The organism is Pseudomonas sp. R2-60-08W (assembly GCF_003852335.1).
In the GTDB taxonomy this organism is placed as follows: Bacteria; Pseudomonadota; Gammaproteobacteria; order Pseudomonadales; family Pseudomonadaceae; genus Aquipseudomonas.
Genome location: NZ_CP027731.1, coordinates 4,841,374 through 4,858,592, shown reverse-complemented (window position 1 = coordinate 4,858,592; position 17,219 = coordinate 4,841,374). Strand labels below are relative to the sequence as shown.

Sequence of the window (17,219 nt, the reverse complement as noted above, 5' to 3'; positions counted from 1 at the left end):
GCAATGAACCGAAAGTTCGATACTCACAAAACACCGAATTCTATCCCATACCCAATTTGCTGAAGCGAGGCCATCTGGCCACGACTCAGTACCCGAATTTCTTGACGACCATAGAGCATTGGAACCACCTGATCCCATCCCGAACTCAGTAGTGAAACGATGCATCGCCGATGGTAGTGTGGGGTTTCCCCATGTGAGAGTAGGTCATCGTCAAGATTAAATTCCGAAACCCCATTTGCGAAAGCAGGTGGGGTTTTGTTTTGGGCGGTCGAAAAGTGCCAAGACGCTCATTGCAGTGGCCTTCAGTGCTAAAGTCCACGCCTCGATTCTTGCTTTCCCAAGGAAACCGTTATGCCGGGTGCGACGTCCCTCAGCGCTGGATTCATGGTGGTTCACGGTAACCGCCTGGACGAGTTGCGCAGCCTGGTAGTCAGCTGGATGCGCCGTTATCCCCTGGCGCCCTTGGAAAACGAAATCGCTCTGGTCCAAAGCAACGGCATCGCCCAATGGCTCAAGCTCGCCTTGGCCGAAGATCCGCAAGAGGACGATATGGGCGGCTGTGGTATTGCAGCGGCAATCGATGTGCAACTGCCCGGCAGCTTCATGTGGCAGCTCTATCGCATGGTCCTGGGTCGTGACGAAATCCCCCCTAAGTCTTTGCTTGATAAGGCACCGCTGACGTGGCGACTCATGCGCCTGCTCCCGCAGCTTATCGACCAACCCCATTTCGAGCCGCTGCAACGCTTCCTGACTCACGACACTGACCTGCGCAAGCGCTACCAGCTCGCCGAGCGCCTGGCCGACCTCTTCGACCAATACCAGGTGTATCGTGCCGATTGGCTGGAAGACTGGGCCGCAGGGCGCCATCAGTTACGCAATGGACGCGGCGAATCCAAACCCCTTAACACTGCGAACTGTTGGCAGGCCGAGTTATGGCGCGCGTTGCTGCTCGACGTAGGCGCGCAGGGCATGGCCGAGAGTCGTGCCGGCGTTCATCAGCGTTTTATCGAGCGCATCAACACGCTCGAGCAAGCGCCGCCTGGCCTGCCTTCCCGCGTGATCGTCTTCGGCATTTCATCACTGCCCGCCCAAGCGCTTGAAGCCCTGGCGGGCCTGGCCCGTTTCAGCCAAGTGCTGCTATGCGTGCACAACCCTTGCCGCCATCATTGGTCAGACATCGTGGCCGACAAGGACCTGCTGCGTAACGAATACAAGCGCCAAGCGCGCAAGGCGGGCATGCCAGTCACCATCGACCCACAAACTCTGCACCAACATGCCCATCCGCTGCTCGCCGCCTGGGGCAAGCAGGGCCGTGACTACATCAGCCTGTTGGACAGTTACGACGACCCCAATAGCTACCGCGCCGCCTTCCGTGATGGGCGTATCGACCTGTTCAGCGACAGCCAGCCCACCACGCTGCTCAACCAGCTTCAGGACGATATCCTTGAACTGCGCCCACTCGACGAAACCCGCGAACGCTGGGCTGCAGTCGACCTGAAGCGCGACTCATCCATTCGCTTTCACATTGCCCACAGCGCCCAACGCGAAGTGGAAATTCTCCACGACCAATTGCTTCAACGCTTCAGCGCCGATCCCACCTTGCGCCCTCGGGACATCATCGTCATGGTCCCCAATGTCGACAGCTATGCGCCGCACATTCGCGCGGTTTTCGGCCAACTGGAAAGAAACGACCCACGCTTCATTCCGTTCACCCTGACAGACCAAGGCCAACGCGGTCGTGACCCGCTGCTGATTGCCGTCGAGCACCTGCTCAAGCTCCCCGACAGCCGCTTCCCCGTCAGCGAGATTCTCGACCTGTTGGATGTTCCCGCCCTGCGCGAACGTTTCGCCATCAATGAACGCGACCTGCCGACGCTGCACCGCTGGATTGAAGGCGCGGGTATCCGCTGGGGTCTCAACGCCGAGCAGCGTGCAGGCCTGGGGCTGCCCGAGGCGCTGGAGCAGAACAGTTGGCGATTCGGCCTGCGACGGATGCTGCTGGGTTACGCCGTCGGCACCGGTGTCGCGTGCGATGGCATCGAGCCCTACGACGAGATCGGTGGGCTCGATGCGGCGCTGATCGGCCCACTGGTCGCCTTGCTCGACGCATTAAACGACGCCCATCAAGCGCTGTCACAACCAGCCCCTCCCCACGAATGGGGCGAGCGTCTGCAACGCTTGATGCAGCAGTTTTTCATGCCCAGCAGCGAGCACGATGACTACCTGTTGGGTCAACTCGAACAGTTAAGAGAAACCTGGCTGGAAACCTGCGAGTCTGTTGGCCTGCAGGACGAGTTACCGCTCACTGTAGTTCGCGAGGCGTGGTTAGCCGGGCTTGACCAAGGCCGCCTGTCCCAGCGCTTCCTCGCGGGTGCGGTCAATTTTTGTACCCTGATGCCCATGCGCGCAATCCCGTTCAAGCTGGTCTGCCTGCTCGGTATGAACGACGGTGACTACCCGCGTGCCCAGCCCCCGCTGGACTTTGACCTGATGGGCAGCGACTACCGGCCCGGCGATCGTTCCCGCCGTGAGGACGACCGCTACCTGCTGCTCGAAGCCCTGCTTTCCGCGCGCGACCAGCTCTATATCAGCTGGGTCGGCCGCAGCATTCGCGACAACAGTGAGCGCCCGGCCTCGGTGCTGATCGGCCAACTGCGCGACCATCTCGCCAGCGGCTGGCATAACGCCGATAGCCAAGAACCCCTGATCGAAGCGATGACCCAGGAACACCCGCTCCAACCGTTCAGCGCCCGCTACTTCCATGAAGGCGACCCGCTGTTCAGTTACGCCCGCGAATGGCAACTGCTGCACGAAGCGCCGGCCGCAATGGCCCACGACCACGCGCTGGCACCGCACCATCAGGAAGAGCCCCTGAGCCTAGGCCAGTTGCAGGATTTCCTGCGCAATCCGGTAAAGCATTTCTTCAGCCAACGCCTGAAAGTGTTCTTCGAAGCTGCCGAAGTACCGCTGGCCGACGAAGAACCCTTCGTCCTCGACGCACTGCAACGCTACAGCCTCAGCGACAGTCTGCTGAGCGCCGCACTGGCCCGGCCCGACCAGCTTGATCAGGCCCTCAACGCCCAAGCTTTACGCCTGCAAGGCAGTGGCCTGCTGCCTATGGTCGGTTTCGGCGAATGCCTGCGCAATGAGCTGATCGAGCCGTTGCCGGATCTGTTGCAGCGCTACCAACACCTCCTGGCGCTTTGGCCAACCCCGCACGCCGGCGCGGAACCGATCAGTTTCGAGTACCAAGGCATTCAGCTTGAAGGCTGGATCAGCGGCCTGCATCGACGCAGTGATGGCGGATTGTTAAGCGTGACCACCATTCCCAACAGCATCGGTTCGATCAAGACGCGCAAGTGGCACCGGCTGATTCGGCCCTGGGTCAATCACGTGGTCGCCTGTGCGTGTGGCGTGCCGTTGAGCACCGGGCTGGTGGCCAGTGACGACACCTTGCTGCTGGCCCCACTGGACACCGCCACCGCGCAGCATATCCTCGCCGACCTGCTGCTCGCCTGGCACACCGGCATGAGCAAACCGCTGCCCGTCGCGGTAAAAACCGCCTTTGCCTGGCTCGGCCAGACCGACCCCGCCAAGGCCCACGCTGCTGCCAGCAAAGCCTACGAGGGCGACGGCATCACCACCGACGGTGAGCGCCGTGAAACGCCCGCGCTCACTCGTCAGTTCCCCGACTACGCCACGCTGGTCGCCAGCGAAGAATTCGAAGGTTGGTGCGAAACCCTGTATCGCCCCCTGATCAGCGCCCCCTGGCGTTCACTGTCCAGCGCGGAGGCCGGCGCATGAGTAACAAGCCCTTGGCCCTGGCCTTCCCGCTCAAAGGCAGCCAACTGATCGAAGCCAGCGCCGGCACCGGCAAAACTTTCACGATTTCGGCCTTGTACCTGCGCCTGGTCCTCGGCAACGGTGGTGAGGAGTCTGGCTTCGGCCGCGAACTGCTGCCGCCGCAGATTCTGGTGGTGACCTTCACCGACGCCGCCACCAAGGAGTTGCGTGAACGTATCCGTATCCGCCTGGCCGAAGCGGCGCGGTTCTTCCGTGGCGAAATCGAGCCGCCTGACGCCTTGATCGCCGACCTGCGTAATCAATACCCCGAGGAGCAGTGGCCCGCCTGCGCTAATCGCTTGGACATCGCTGCGCAATGGATGGACGAAGCGGCCGTCTCGACGATCCACAGTTGGTGCCAGCGTATGCTGCGCGAGCACGCCTTCGACAGCGGCAGCCTGTTTACCCAGACCCTGGAGACCGATCACAGCGACCTGCTCGGTGAAGTGCTGCGCGACTACTGGCGCTTGTTCTGCTACCCGATGCACGACGACGCACTCAACTGGGTGCGCAGCAACTGGGGGGGGCCGGCCGCGTTGATGCCACGGGTGCGCGCGCTGTTCGGCAGTGAGCGACCCGCCGAGGACAGCCGCAAGCCGGCCGACATGATCACCGCCTGCCTGCAGGAGCGCCGCGAGGCGTTGACCCGCATCAAGGCGCCTTGGCTGCAATGGGCCGCCGAGCTGCGCGAGCTGTGCCTGCAAGCCGTTGCTGCCAAGGCGGTCGATGGGCGCAAAATGCAGGCGCGTTACTTCGAGCCCTGGTTCGAAAAAATCAGCGCCTGGGCCGCCGACGAAACCCTGGAACAACTGGATATCGGCACCGGCTTTATCCGGCTGACCCCCGACGGCATGGCCGAAGCCTGGAAAGGCGAGCCGCCACGGCATCCCGGCATCGACGCCATGGCCGGCCTCAAAGCCGCCCTTGACGCACTGCCCACCCCGGACGCCGCTGTGTTGCAACACGCCGCCGCCTGGGTGGGCAAGCGCTTCGAAGAAGAGAAGCGGCGCCGCGCCGAAATGGGCTTCGACGACATGCTGATCCGCCTCAACGCCGCGCTCCAGGCCGACGGTGGCGAGCGCCTCGCCAGTGTGATCCGCGAGCAATTCCCGGTGGCCTTGATCGATGAATTCCAAGACACCGACCCCGTGCAATACAGCATCTTCGACAGCATTTACCGCATCGAAGAAAACCACCTGGACAGCGGCCTGTTCCTGATCGGCGACCCCAAACAGGCGATCTACGCCTTCCGCGGCGCGGATATCTACACCTACCTGCGCGCCCGGCAGTCCACCACCGGGCGCCATCACACCCTGGGCACCAACTTTCGCTCCAGCCATGCGATGGTCGAAGCGGTGAACCATGTGTTCCAGCGTGCAGAAACCGGCCGGGGCGCCTTCCTGTTTCGTGAGCCCGACGGCCATAACCCGGTGCCGTTTCACCCGGTGCTGTCCCAGGGCCGCAAGGAACAGCTGCAGGTCGACGGCCAAACGCTGCCGGCGATGAACCTTTGGCACCTGCCCACCGACCAGCCGATTTCCAATGTGCTGTATCGCCAGCAACTGGCCGCCGCCTGCGCCACGCACATCGTCGCGTTGCTCAATGGCGGGCAGCAAGGCAGCGCGGGTTTTGTCAAAGACAACACCTTCAACGGCGTGCTGCCGTCAGACATCGCCATCCTCGTGCGAGACGGCAAGGAAGCCCAGGCCGTGCGCGCCGAGTTGGCGGCGCGGGGCGTGCGCAGCGTGTACCTGTCGGATAAAGACTCGGTCTTCGCCGCCCAGCAAGCCCACGACCTGCTGGCCTGGCTCAAGGCCTGCGCCGAACCGGACGTCGAACGCCCGCTGCGCGCGGCCCTTGCCTGTGTCACCTTGAACTTGTCATTGGCGGAGCTGGAGCGTCTGAACCAGGACGAACTGGCGTGGGAAAGCCGCGTGATGCAGTTCCGTGGCTACCGCACGATCTGGCGCACCCAAGGCGTGCTGCCGATGCTGCGCCGCCTGCTGCATGACTTCAAGCTGCCGCAAACCCTGATCGCCCGCAGCGATGGCGAGCGAGTGCTGACCAACCTGTTGCACCTCAGCGAACTGCTGCAACAGGCGGCGTCGGAACTGGACGGCGAGCAGGCGTTGATTCGCCATCTTGCCGAGCACCTGGCGCTGTCGGGTCAGGCCGGTGAAGAGCAGATCCTGCGCCTGGAAAGCGATGAGCAACTGGTCAAGGTGGTGACGATCCACAAATCCAAGGGCCTGGAATACGACCTGGTGTTCCTGCCCTTCATCTGTTCGGCCAAACCGGTGGACGGCACGCGTTTGCCGCTGCATTACCACGACGAGCAGGGTAAATCCCACGTCAGCCTGCGGCCCACTGCAGAGTTGATCGCCCAGGCCGACGATGAGCGCCTGGCCGAAGACCTGCGCTTGCTGTATGTCGCCCTGACCCGCGCCAAACACGCCTGCTGGCTGGGCATCGCCGACCTCAAGCGCGGCAACAGCAGCAGCTCCGTGCTGCACCTTTCGGCGCTGGGCTATTTGCTCGGCGCCGGTGCACCGCTGGGGGCGTCCGCCGATCTGGCGCGCTGGTTGATGGCGCTGCAGGAAGGCTGCCCGACCATCAGCTATGCCCATGTGCCGCAAGCGCAAGACACTGTGTTTCATCCACCGCGCAACGACGCCACCTTGCTGGCCCCGCTGCTGCCTAAACGCAAGGCCGCAGAAAACTGGTGGATTGCCTCCTACAGCGCCTTGCGCATTGGCGATAGCATGAGCGCCGCCAATCTCGAAGCGCCTGAAAGCCCACAGGCCCAGAAACTCTTCGATGACGAACGCCTTGATCCCGATGCACCACGGGAAGTGGCGGCGTCCGGCGGCGATATTCATCGTTTCCCACGCGGTCCCAATCCAGGCACCTTCCTTCACGGCTTGTTGGAATGGGCCGGTGAAGAAGGCTTCAACCTGAGCCCCGAGGCCATCGAAAAGGCCGTCGGCGCCCGCTGTAACCGCCGCCATTGGGAAGGCTGGATCATCACCCTCAGCGCCTGGCTTGGCCACGTGTTGCAAACGCCGCTGCCTGTGTACGACGCCCGCGTCAGCCTCAGCGCCCTGCAGCAGTACCAGATCGAAATGGAGTTCTGGTTCGCCAGCCATAAAGTCGACGTGCTCGCCCTCGACAAGCTGGTGTGCCAGTACACCCACCACGGCGTCTCCCGCGTGGCGGCCGAACCGGTGTTGCTCAACGGTATGTTCAAGGGCTTTATCGACCTGACCTTCGAGCACGACGGTCGCTATTACGTGGCTGACTACAAATCCAACTGGCTCGGCCCTGACGATTCGGCCTACACCCTGGAAGCCATGGAACAGTCGATCCTCGAGCATCGGTACGACCTGCAATACGTACTTTACCTGCTGGCCCTGCATCGCCAACTCAAGGCGCGCCTGCCCGATTACGACTACGAACGCCACATCGGCGGCGCCCTGTACCTGTTCCTGCGCGGTACGCAATCGGTGAGCCAGGGCGCGTATTTCACCCGGCCACCGCGAGAACTGATCGAAGGGCTGGACCTGTTGTTCCAAGGCAAGCCGATCCCGCCCAAAGCCGAGCCCGCCTGGGAACAAGGAGTGCTGCTATGAGCCTGTCGCCGTTACTGCCGCAAGAGCTGACACCCCTCAGCCGCGCCGCCGACCTGGTGCAATTGCTCGAGCGTTGGGTCGAGCGTGGTTGGCTACGGGCCCTGGACAAAGCCTTCGTCGGCTTCCTGCATGAGCTTGACCCACAAGCCGATCCCTTGGTGTTGCTGGCGGCGGCGTTGACCAGCCACCAATTGGGTCACGGCCATGTGTGCCTCGACCTGTTCGAAACCCTCAAGGCGCCGGACTTTGCCTTGTCGCTGCCGCCTGAAGGCGACCTGCAAACCGGCGCGATGCTGTTGCCGTCGCAATTGCTCGAAGGTTTGGACGGCGCCCCCTGGTGTCATGCCCTGGCTGCCAGCCCCTTGGTCGCGCTGGCCGTCGATGGCAGTGAGTCGGCCCGAAGCCGTCCGTTGGTGCTGTCCGGAAAGCGCCTCTATCTGCGCCGCTATTGGGCGTATGAACGGCGCATCGACAGCGCCTTGCGCCTGCGGCTGGCCAGCCACGAAAGCGTCGCCACCGATTTGCCGCAGCGGCTCAATGGTTTGTTCGATCAACCGGCGCCCGATGGCGTGATCGACTGGCAAAAACTGGCCTGTGCCCTGGCCACCCGTGGCGCGTTCAGCATCGTCACGGGCGGCCCCGGCACCGGCAAGACCACCACCGTGGTGCGCCTGCTCGCGCTGTTGCAGGCGCCGGCCGTGGAAAGCGGCAATCCCTTGCGTATCCGCCTGGCCGCGCCCACCGGTAAAGCCGCTGCCCGTCTCACCGAGTCCATCAGCCAGCAAGTGCTGTCGCTGAAAGTGCCCGACACTGTGCGTGAAAAAATCCCGACCCAGGTCACCACGGTTCACCGCTTGCTGGGCAGTCGCCCGGGTACTCGGCATTTTCGTCATCACGTCGGCAACCCATTGCCGCTGGATGTGCTGGTGGTGGACGAAGCGTCGATGATCGACCTGGAAATGATGGCCAACCTGCTCGACGCCTTGCCACCCCATGCTCGCCTGGTGCTGCTGGGTGACAAGGACCAGCTCGCTTCGGTAGAGGCGGGCGCGGTGCTCGGCGATTTGTGCCGCGACGCCGAGGCCGGTTGGTACAGCCCGGCCACGCGCCAATGGCTGCAAGCGGTCAGCGCTGAAAATCTCGCCGACAGCGGTTTGCAGGAGGACCTCGACGGAACTCATCCCCTGGCCCAGCAGGTGGTGATGCTGCGCTACTCGCGGCGTTTCGGCGAGGGCAGCGGCATCGGCCAACTGGCGCGCTGGGTGAACCAGCAGAACGCTGAGCAAGCGCGCAAGCTGCTGGCCGCGCGCAGTCATGACGACCTGTTCTGCCTCAGCCTCAAGGGCGAGCATGATCATGCCCTTGAGCGCCTGGTACTGGACGGGCAGGGCGCCGGCGCCCAGGGCTATCGCTATTACCTGAACCTGCTGCACTCGGCGCGGCCTGCACTGAACACCCCGCGTGACGACCACGCCTGGACCCACTGGGCGCAACAACTGCTGCAAGCCTTCGACGCGTTCCAGCTGCTCTGCGCGGTGCGCAAAGGCCCGTGGGGCGTCGAAGGCTTGAACCTGCGCATCACCGCCGCCTTGCGCAAGGTGCGGCTGATCGAAGGCGACGAGCAGTGGTATGAAGGCCGCCCGGTGTTGATGACTCGTAACGACTACGGCCTGGGCCTGATGAACGGTGATATCGGCATCGCCTTGAAATTGCCCGAAAGCGACGGCGGGCCCCAGGTGCTGCGCGTGGCTTTCCCGCGCAATGACGGCCAGGGGGGCGTGCGCTTCGTGCTGCCCAGCCGGCTCAACGACGTGGAAACCGTGTATGCCATGACCGTGCACAAATCCCAGGGGTCAGAGTTCACTCACACCGCGCTGATCCTGCCGGACGCGCTGAACCCGGTGCTGACCAAAGAACTCATCTACACCGGTATCACGCGTGCCAAGCGCTGGTTCAGCCTGATCGAACCCCGTGCCGGAGTCTTTGAGGAAGCCGTACGGCGCAGGGTCAAACGCTTGAGCGGGCTGATGCTGGAGTTGGACGCCACGCCCGCAGAAGCTGACTGAGTGGTCATGTAAGATTTCTGATTCAGATGACTGATTTTTCTGAAAAAATAGTCAGCCCCGCGAAAACCCGTGCGTCGTGGGATTTTCCGCCGCTGTGCTATCGTTGCGGCATTACCTTGAAATTTCTTGAGAGAATTGCTGCATGAACGTGGCTGTCTCGCTCACCGAGCGTAGTTTGAGCTGGAGACGCCTGCTGCGGGTGGCGGTGCTATGCCTGCTCGCCCCGCAGGCATGGGCTCAAACATCCAGCCTGGCTGAACAGCGCGCCCAGGCGGTGACCCAAGTCGTGCTAGGTATCCTCAGTTACGCCCGCTGGCCGGTGGAGCCTGCGCAACTGCGCTTGTGCATCGTCGGGCCTACCCAATACACCGACGACCTGATCAAAGGCACCACCCAGGCGACCGGCCGTCCGGTGACGGTGCGCCGCCTGCTGGCGAGCCATCCCGATATCGTCAGTGCCTGCGACGCCGTTTACATCGGCAAACTCAGCGCTGACGAACGCAGCGCATTGTTTACCTCATTGATAGGCCATCCGGTGCTCAGCATCAGCGAAGGCGGTGACCAATGCACCGTGGGTAGCCTGTTCTGCCTGCGGGTGAGCGATGCGCAAGTGTCGTTCGAGGTGAACCTGGACTCCGTCGCCCGCAGCGGCGTACGCATTCACCCCAGCGTGCTGCAACTGTCGCGCCGTCGAGCGCCGGCGCCATGAAGCCTGCTAAGGCGCGGCCGACCCTGGGTTCGGTCATCGGCCGGGGGCACCTGATTCTGGCGTTGGTGGCGGTGACCCTGGCCAGTGTGTCCCTGACCCTGCTCGGCGTGCTGGCGCTACGCGTGTACGCCGAACATAACCTGCACTTGATCGCCCGCTCGATCAATTACACCGTGGAAGCGGCGGTGGTGTTCGACGACAGTGCCGCAGCCACCGAAGCCCTCAGCCTGATTGCCCAGGCCGAAGAAGTGGCCCAGGCCGAAGTCTTCGATGCAAATGGCAAGCTACTGGCGCAGTGGGTCCGGCCGAACACCGGCATGTTGTCACGGGTTGAGCTGGAGCTGGCGCATGCCTTGCTCGAACAGCCCATCAGCCAACCGATCCTCCATCAAGGGCAAACGGTCGGCAGCATCCACCTGACCGGGCATGGCGGCAGCCTGCTGCGCTTCCTGCTTAGCGGCCTGGCGGGCATTGTGATCTGCACCGCGCTCAGCGCCTGGGTCGCGTTGCACCTGGCGCGGCGCCTGTTGAACGGTATCACCGGGCCGCTTAAAAGCCTCGCCGCCGTGGCCCACGCTGCGCGCAGCGAACGTGACTTCGACCGCCGCGTGCCGCCGGCGCAGATCGCTGAACTCGACAGTCTGGGCAGCGACTTCAACGCCCTGCTTGGTGAGATGGAAGCCTGGCAGAACCACCTGCAAAGCGAAAACGAAACCCTTGCCCACCAGGCCAGCCACGACAGCCTCACCGGCCTGCCCAACCGTGCGTTCTTCGAAGGCCGGTTGATTCGTGCCTTGCGCAGCGCCGCCAAGACCAATGAGCGGGTGGCGGTGCTGTTTCTCGACAGCGATCGTTTCAAAGACATCAACGATAACTTCGGCCACGCCGCCGGCGATGCGGTGCTGATGGCCGTCGCCGAGCACGTGCGTGCACAACTGCGCGAAGACGACTTGGTGGCCCGGCTGGGCGGCGATGAGTTCGCCGTGCTGCTCGCGCCGCTGCACAAAGCCGAAGATGCACAGCGCATCGCCGACAAGATCATTGCCAGCATGGACGCGCCGATCCCACTGCCCGGCAACACTCAGGTGGTGACCTCCCTCAGTATCGGCATCGCCATTTATCCCGAGCATGGCGCCACGCCCGGCACCCTGCTCAATGCCGCCGACGCGGCGATGTACCAGGCCAAACGGCTGTCCTCGGGCAGCCGGCAAACGGCGGAGTCGGAGCATTCCGTCGTTAATGTCCAACACAGGAGCTGATCCCTTGTTTTCTAACCTACGCGTTCTATTCATCACCTTGCTCGTCGCCTGCCTGGCCCTCGGCGGCTGCCAGACCCCACCGGCCAAAGGCCTGACCCCGGCGCAAGTCACCGTGCTCAAACAGCAGGGTTTCGAGCTGACTGACGAAGGCTGGGCCTTCGGCCTGTCTGGCAAGGTGCTGTTTGGCAGCGACGTCGAAAGCCTCAACAAGGCCAGCACCGACATCGTCGAGCGCATCGGCAAGGCCCTGGTGGGCGCAGGCATCGAACGCGTACGCGTCGACGGCCACACCGACGCGTCGGGCAAAGAGATCTACAACCAGACCTTGTCCCTGCGCCGCGCCAAAAGCGTGGGCGAGGTGCTGACCCGGGTGGGCATGAAAGAACAAAACATCCAACTGCGCGGCCTGGGCAGCAGCGAGCCGGTGGCGGCAAATACAACCACGGCGGGGCGCACCGAGAACCGTCGCGTGTCGATCGTAGTCATCGCGGACTAAAGCATTTCCCCCACCTCAACCTGAAATGCACTCCAAATGTGGGAGGGGGCTTGCCCCCGATTGCGGCATGTCAGCCACTACATCGGGTGACTGACACTCCGCCATCGGGAGCAAGCCCCCTCCCACATTTGCGCTTGTGCGGTGCTATCAATCGGCAAACCGCATCTGCCGCGTTTCCCCCATCAACAACCCCCGATTCTGCTCCGTCACCTCGCGGATGTAGTCCCACAACAACGTAATCCGCTTCAACTTGCGCAAATCTTCCCGGCAATACATCCAGAACTGCCGCGTAATCGCGATCTGCTCCCCCAGCACCGGCAGCAACCGTGGGTCCTGCGCCGCCAGAAAGCACGGCAATATCGCCATCGACCGCCCCTGCTGCGCCGCCACGTACTGGGCAATCACACTGGTGCTGCGCAGGCTGGCGCTGGCGCCGGGCACTACATTTGCCAGGTACAGCAGCTCCGAGCTGAACGCCAAATCATCCACATAGCTGATAAACGGATGCTCGGCCAGATCCGCCGGGCGTTGGATCGGCGGGTGTTGGTCGAGGTAGTCCTGGGTTGCGTACAACTGCAGTTTGTAGTCGCACAGTTTGCAGCACACATAGGGCCCGTGTTCCGGGCGCTCCAGGGCGATGACGATGTCGGCTTCGCGCTTGGACAGGCTGATGAAGTGCGGCAGGGGGAGGATGTCGACCGAGATCGCCGGGTAGGTATCGACGAAATGACTCAGTTGCGGGGTGATGAAAAAACTGCCGAAGCCCTCGGTGCAGCCCATGCGCACATGCCCGGACAGCGCCACGCCAGAGCCGGAGACTTGCTCGCAAGCCATGTGCAAGGTGCTTTCGATGGATTCGGCGTAGCCCAGCAAGCGCTGGCCTTCGGCGGTGAGCACAAAACCGTTGGTCCGGGATTTTTCGAACAGCAGGGTGCCGAGTGACACTTCCAATGAACTGATGCGCCGCGACACGGTGGTGTAGTCCACCGCCAGGCGCTTGGCGGCCACGCTGGCCTTGCGGGTGCGGGCCACTTCGAGGAAAAACTTCAGGTCATCCCAGTTCAGGGAGCCCAATGATGTGATGTTTTTTTGCATATTGGACCGGCTTTTATGTGCGTTCTTATTAGAGATTTGCACATCTATACTCCAAAAACAGTCCGAACGCCTCCTTCTTCAAGGCGATTCACTCTCTGCATAACAACAAGACTCCGGAGACCCTCATGAACGCATCTGCCGATATTTCCGTCCAACAGGTCAAGTTGCTGATCAACGGCGAGTGGGTCGAGTCCAAGACCACCGAATGGCAAGACATCGTCAACCCGGCTACCCAGCAGGTGCTGGCCAAAGTCCCGTTCGCCACGGCCGATGAGGTCAACGCTGCCATCGACGCTGCTCATCGCGCCTTCCAGACCTGGAAGCTGACCCCGATCGGCGCGCGCATGCGCATCATGCTCAAGCTGCAAGCCTTGATCCGCGAACACTCCAAGCGCATCGCCGTGGTGCTCAGCGCCGAGCAGGGCAAGACCATTGCCGACGCCGAGGGCGATATTTTCCGTGGGCTTGAAGTGGTGGAACACGCCTGTTCCATCGGCACCCTGCAAATGGGTGAATTCGCCGAGAACGTCGCCGGTGGCGTCGACACCTACACCCTGCGCCAGCCCATCGGCGTCTGCGCCGGCATCACGCCGTTCAACTTCCCGGCGATGATTCCGCTGTGGATGTTCCCGATGGCCATCGCCTGCGGCAACACCTTTGTACTCAAGCCTTCCGAGCAGGATCCACTGTCGACTATGCTGCTGGTGGAGCTGGCGTTGGAGGCCGGTGTGCCGGCCGGCGTGCTTAATGTGGTACACGGCGGCAAGGACGTGGTGGATGCGCTGTGCACCCACAAGGATATCAAGGCGGTTTCGTTCGTTGGCTCCACCGCCGTGGGCACGCATGTCTACGACCTGGCCGGTAAACACGGCAAGCGTGTGCAATCGATGATGGGCGCCAAGAACCATGCGGTGGTGCTGCCGGATGCCAATCGCGAGCACACCCTCAATGCCCTGGTCGGCGCCGGTTTCGGCGCTGCGGGCCAGCGTTGCATGGCCACCTCGGTGGTGGTGCTGGTGGGCGCGGCCAGGCAATGGTTGCCGGACCTCAAGGCGCTGGCGCAGAAACTCAAGGTCAACGCGGGCAGCGAAGCGGGCACCGATGTCGGCCCGGTGATTTCCAAGCGTGCCAAGGCGCGCATCCTGGAGCTGATCGAAAGCGGCGTGAAACAAGGGGCGAAGCTGGAGCTGGACGGCCGTGACATCAAGGTGCCGGGTTTTGAGCACGGCAATTTTGTCGGCCCGACGCTGTTCTCGGGCGTGACCACCGACATGCGCATCTATACCGAGGAAATCTTCGGCCCGGTACTGGTGGTGCTGGAGGTAGATACCCTCGATGAAGCCATTGCGCTGGTCAACGCCAACCCGTTCGGCAATGGCACCGGCCTGTTCACCCAGAGCGGCGCGGCGGCGCGTAAGTTCCAGAGCGAAATCGATGTAGGCCAGGTCGGTATCAACATTCCGATTCCGGTGCCGGTACCGTTCTTCAGCTTCACCGGCTCCCGCGGTTCCAAGCTCGGTGACCTCGGCCCGTACGGCAAGCAAGTGGTGCAGTTCTACACCCAGACCAAAACCGTCACCAGCCGCTGGTTCGACGACGACACGGTCAACGACGGCGTCAACACCACCATCAACCTGCGCTGACTCCGGGAGACGACCATGAAGATTGCATTTATCGGCCTGGGCAACATGGGCGCACCCATGGCCCGCAACCTGATCAAGGCCGGGCACGCGCTGAACCTGTTCGACCTGAACCAGACCGTACTCAAGGAGTTGGCCGAATTGGGCGGCCGCATCAGCGACTCACCGCGTGACGCGGCACAGGGCGCTGAACTGGTGATCACCATGCTGCCGGCCGCCGCGCATGTACGCAGCGTGTGGCTGAATGAAGACGGTGTGCTCGCCGGCATCGGCGAAGGCATTCCCGCAGTGGACTGCAGCACCATCGACCCGCAAACCGCCCGCGATGTGGCCGCCGCCGCCGCCAGGCAAGGTGTGGTGATGGCCGACGCCCCGGTCTCCGGCGGCACCGGCGGGGCGCAAGCCGGCACGCTGACCTTCATGGTCGGCGCCACCCCCGACCTGTTCGCCACCCTGCAACCGGTGCTGGCGCAAATGGGCCGCAACATTGTGCACTGCGGCGAAGTCGGCACCGGGCAAATCGCCAAGATCTGCAACAACCTGCTGCTGGGCATCAGCATGATCGGCGTCAGTGAAGCCATGGCCCTGGGAGACGCGCTCGGCATCGATACCCAGGTGCTGGCCGGCATCATCAACAGCTCCACCGGGCGCTGCTGGAGTTCGGACACCTACAACCCGTGGCCAGGCGTGATTGAAACGGCGCCGTCGTCGCGCGGCTATACCGGCGGTTTTGGCGCCGACCTGATGCTCAAGGACCTGGGCCTGGCCACTGAAGCCGCGCGGCAGGCCAAGCAACCCGTGATCCTGGGAGCCGTGGCCCAGCAGTTGTACCAGTCGATGAGCCAGCGTGGGGAAGGGGGCAAGGACTTCTCGGCGATTATCAACAGCTATCGCAAGCCGCAATAGAGCGTTCTCCGGGGGCCTGCTATGCGTGGGCTCCCGGTTTTTTCGGCTCAGCGAGCCTTCTGGTTTTCCTGCCAGCATCCCACCACGTAAGCATCAGGATTGATGCCTTTCCTTGCATGAATTCATCGCCGTCTATCGAAGTCAGCCGTCATGGAGTGGCTCCGTTGTGCGTGGCGAATCGGCTGAAAAATCTTGAATTCATCATTGGCCCAAGGCTACCCCCGTCCTTGCTACCGTTTGCGCCCATTCGCTGCAAGCGCGGCTTTCTGATGTTTCCACAGCACGGGTAAGACTTTAATCGTTATGGCACGTCGATACTTGCGTTCCCTCAAGTACCTGATCTTCCAATCTCAATCGAGAAAGAAGGCGCTGGCGTCATTCGTCGATCAGTGGACTGCCTTGGACTACCAATGGCTAGACGCAACAAAAGTCCGTTTCGACGTGATTGATAACCGTGCCCTTGAGGCGTGTCATCGCTGGGGAGGTGACGCGCAATTTCCATGGGAGGATGTTGCTGCCTGGAAGACGCTGGATGCCAAAGGTTTTGATTTGTCGATTTGGCATGATGAACAACTATGCGGCCTTTGTTATGCGACGCCTCGTGACAGTAAAGTCACGATTAAGATCGTGCTCCTCGAGGGCTGCTCGGATAGTAAACATCCCTTGAAAGGCTTGATAGCCGCACTTGCCTTGGGCGCTATCGATGCATACGCACGTGCCATCGGGTGCTCTCGCATCGAAATTCAAGAGCCGCGACCTGATGCCGTGCCCACTTATGAGCGACTCGGCTTCAATTATGATGAACAGCGGCGCCTTGTGATTTCAGTGGAGGCCACCTAGTATGAGGCGCATCTACAAGGCTTACGGAGGCTTGAACTTATGAAAACAGCTACCCGCAAAGCAAGAGCACAGTTGGTCGAGATATTTTGTGCCGAGGCTAATAAAAAACTTGGTGAGTCGGCATCTGCCAATCAAAAAAGATTTTTCAGCGTAGCTATTCAGCACGGCAGGGACATGGAGCCAGCAGGTCCCTTAGCTGGTCAAGTTCGCTGATTCGCACAAAAGAAAACCGCCTTTAAGGGCGGTTTTTTCGTTATGAACCCAGTTTTCGTGGCTCAAGCAAACACAAAGTACTTACGCACTGTCTCGACCACCTCCCACGTGCCCTTCATTCCCGGCTCCACCACAAAGATATCCCCAGCCCGCAGATGAATCGGCGCCATGCCTTCAGGCGTGATCACGCAGTAGCCTTCCTGGAAATGGCAGTACTCCCACTTCACGTATTCCACATACCACTTGCCCGGCGTGCAGATCCAGGTGCCCATGATCTTGCTGCCGTCTTCACTGGTGTAGGCGTTGAGGTTGACGGTGTGCGGGTCGCCTTCGAGTTTTTCCCATTTGCAGGCATCCAGGACCGGCAGGGGATGGGTGTCGCGCAGAACAGTGATCGGCTGGGGCATGATGACTCCGAGGCAAGGAAACAGAAGTTGAACCCTATAGCGCCGAGCTGTTTGCCAGTGGTCTGAACTCGACATCGGGATGCCCAGAACCGCAGCACAAGGCGATCCAGCAGGCA

12 protein-coding genes and 1 rRNA gene are annotated in these 17,219 nt (G+C 62.1%); 11 read left to right on the top strand and 2 right to left on the bottom strand.

What is annotated here, in order from left to right:
• Nucleotides 1-100 precede the first annotated feature (100 nt).
• The 7 genes from rrf (at nucleotide 101) to C4J90_RS22150 (ending at nucleotide 12,002) form a co-directional block, all read left to right on the top strand.
• A 5S ribosomal RNA gene (gene rrf, locus C4J90_RS22180) occupies nucleotides 101-216 on the top strand.
• A gap of 135 nt (nucleotides 217-351) precedes the next feature.
• Nucleotides 352-3,804 carry an exodeoxyribonuclease V subunit gamma gene (gene recC, locus C4J90_RS22175; RefSeq protein WP_124420824.1) on the top strand — a complete coding sequence of 1,151 codons (3,453 nt, stop codon included), beginning with the start codon at nucleotides 352-354 and terminating at the stop codon, nucleotides 3,802-3,804.
• On the top strand, nucleotides 3,801-7,472 hold the full coding sequence (gene recB / locus C4J90_RS22170) for an exodeoxyribonuclease V subunit beta (protein WP_124420823.1): 3,672 nt from the start codon (nucleotides 3,801-3,803) through the stop codon (nucleotides 7,470-7,472). The genes recC and recB overlap by 4 nt, the downstream gene beginning before the upstream one ends.
• On the top strand, nucleotides 7,469-9,538 hold the full coding sequence (recD, locus tag C4J90_RS22165) for an exodeoxyribonuclease V subunit alpha (RefSeq protein ID WP_124420822.1): 2,070 nt from the start codon (nucleotides 7,469-7,471) through the stop codon (nucleotides 9,536-9,538). Before recB ends, recD begins: the two co-directional genes overlap by 4 nt.
• A 142-nt stretch (nucleotides 9,539-9,680) precedes the next feature.
• Nucleotides 9,681-10,247: a YfiR family protein gene (locus tag C4J90_RS22160; RefSeq protein WP_124364403.1), complete on the top strand. Its 567-nt coding sequence runs from the start codon at nucleotides 9,681-9,683 to the stop codon at nucleotides 10,245-10,247.
• The gene (locus C4J90_RS22155) at nucleotides 10,244-11,506 is read left to right on the top strand and encodes a diguanylate cyclase domain-containing protein (RefSeq protein WP_124420821.1); all 1,263 of its coding nucleotides are present in this window, start codon (nucleotides 10,244-10,246) and stop codon (nucleotides 11,504-11,506) included. Before C4J90_RS22160 ends, C4J90_RS22155 begins: the two co-directional genes overlap by 4 nt.
• A 4-nt stretch (nucleotides 11,507-11,510) precedes the next feature.
• Entirely contained in the window at nucleotides 11,511-12,002 is a 492-nt protein-coding gene (locus C4J90_RS22150) for an OmpA family protein (RefSeq protein WP_124364401.1), read from the top strand.
• Nucleotides 12,003-12,149: 147 nt separating this feature from the next.
• Here C4J90_RS22150 and C4J90_RS22145 read toward each other — a convergent pair whose 3' ends face one another.
• Complete coding sequence (locus C4J90_RS22145) at nucleotides 12,150-13,097, bottom strand: LysR family transcriptional regulator (RefSeq protein ID WP_124364400.1); 948 nt, start codon at nucleotides 13,095-13,097, stop codon at nucleotides 12,150-12,152.
• 125 nt (nucleotides 13,098-13,222) lie between these two features.
• Between C4J90_RS22145 and C4J90_RS22140 the strand changes: the two genes are divergently transcribed.
• From C4J90_RS22140 to C4J90_RS26955, 4 genes are all read left to right on the top strand, one after another.
• Nucleotides 13,223-14,740 (top strand): CoA-acylating methylmalonate-semialdehyde dehydrogenase, encoded by a 1,518-nt coding sequence (locus C4J90_RS22140; protein ID WP_124405278.1) that lies wholly within the window; start codon nucleotides 13,223-13,225, stop codon nucleotides 14,738-14,740.
• A 15-nt stretch (nucleotides 14,741-14,755) separates the two neighbouring features.
• Nucleotides 14,756-15,643 (top strand): 3-hydroxyisobutyrate dehydrogenase, encoded by an 888-nt coding sequence (mmsB, locus tag C4J90_RS22135; RefSeq protein WP_124364398.1) that lies wholly within the window; start codon nucleotides 14,756-14,758, stop codon nucleotides 15,641-15,643.
• Between the two features lie 318 nt (nucleotides 15,644-15,961).
• Nucleotides 15,962-16,483: a GNAT family N-acetyltransferase gene (locus C4J90_RS22130; RefSeq protein WP_164484566.1), complete on the top strand. Its 522-nt coding sequence runs from the start codon at nucleotides 15,962-15,964 to the stop codon at nucleotides 16,481-16,483.
• 39 nt (nucleotides 16,484-16,522) lie between these two features.
• Nucleotides 16,523-16,696, top strand: a complete 174-nt coding sequence (locus C4J90_RS26955) for a hypothetical protein (protein WP_164484565.1) — start codon at nucleotides 16,523-16,525, stop codon at nucleotides 16,694-16,696.
• A 62-nt stretch (nucleotides 16,697-16,758) separates the two neighbouring features.
• Here C4J90_RS26955 and C4J90_RS22125 read toward each other — a convergent pair whose 3' ends face one another.
• Nucleotides 16,759-17,103, bottom strand: a complete 345-nt coding sequence (locus tag C4J90_RS22125; RefSeq protein WP_124364396.1) for a cupin domain-containing protein — start codon at nucleotides 17,101-17,103, stop codon at nucleotides 16,759-16,761.
• Between the last annotated feature and the right edge of the window lie 116 nt (nucleotides 17,104-17,219).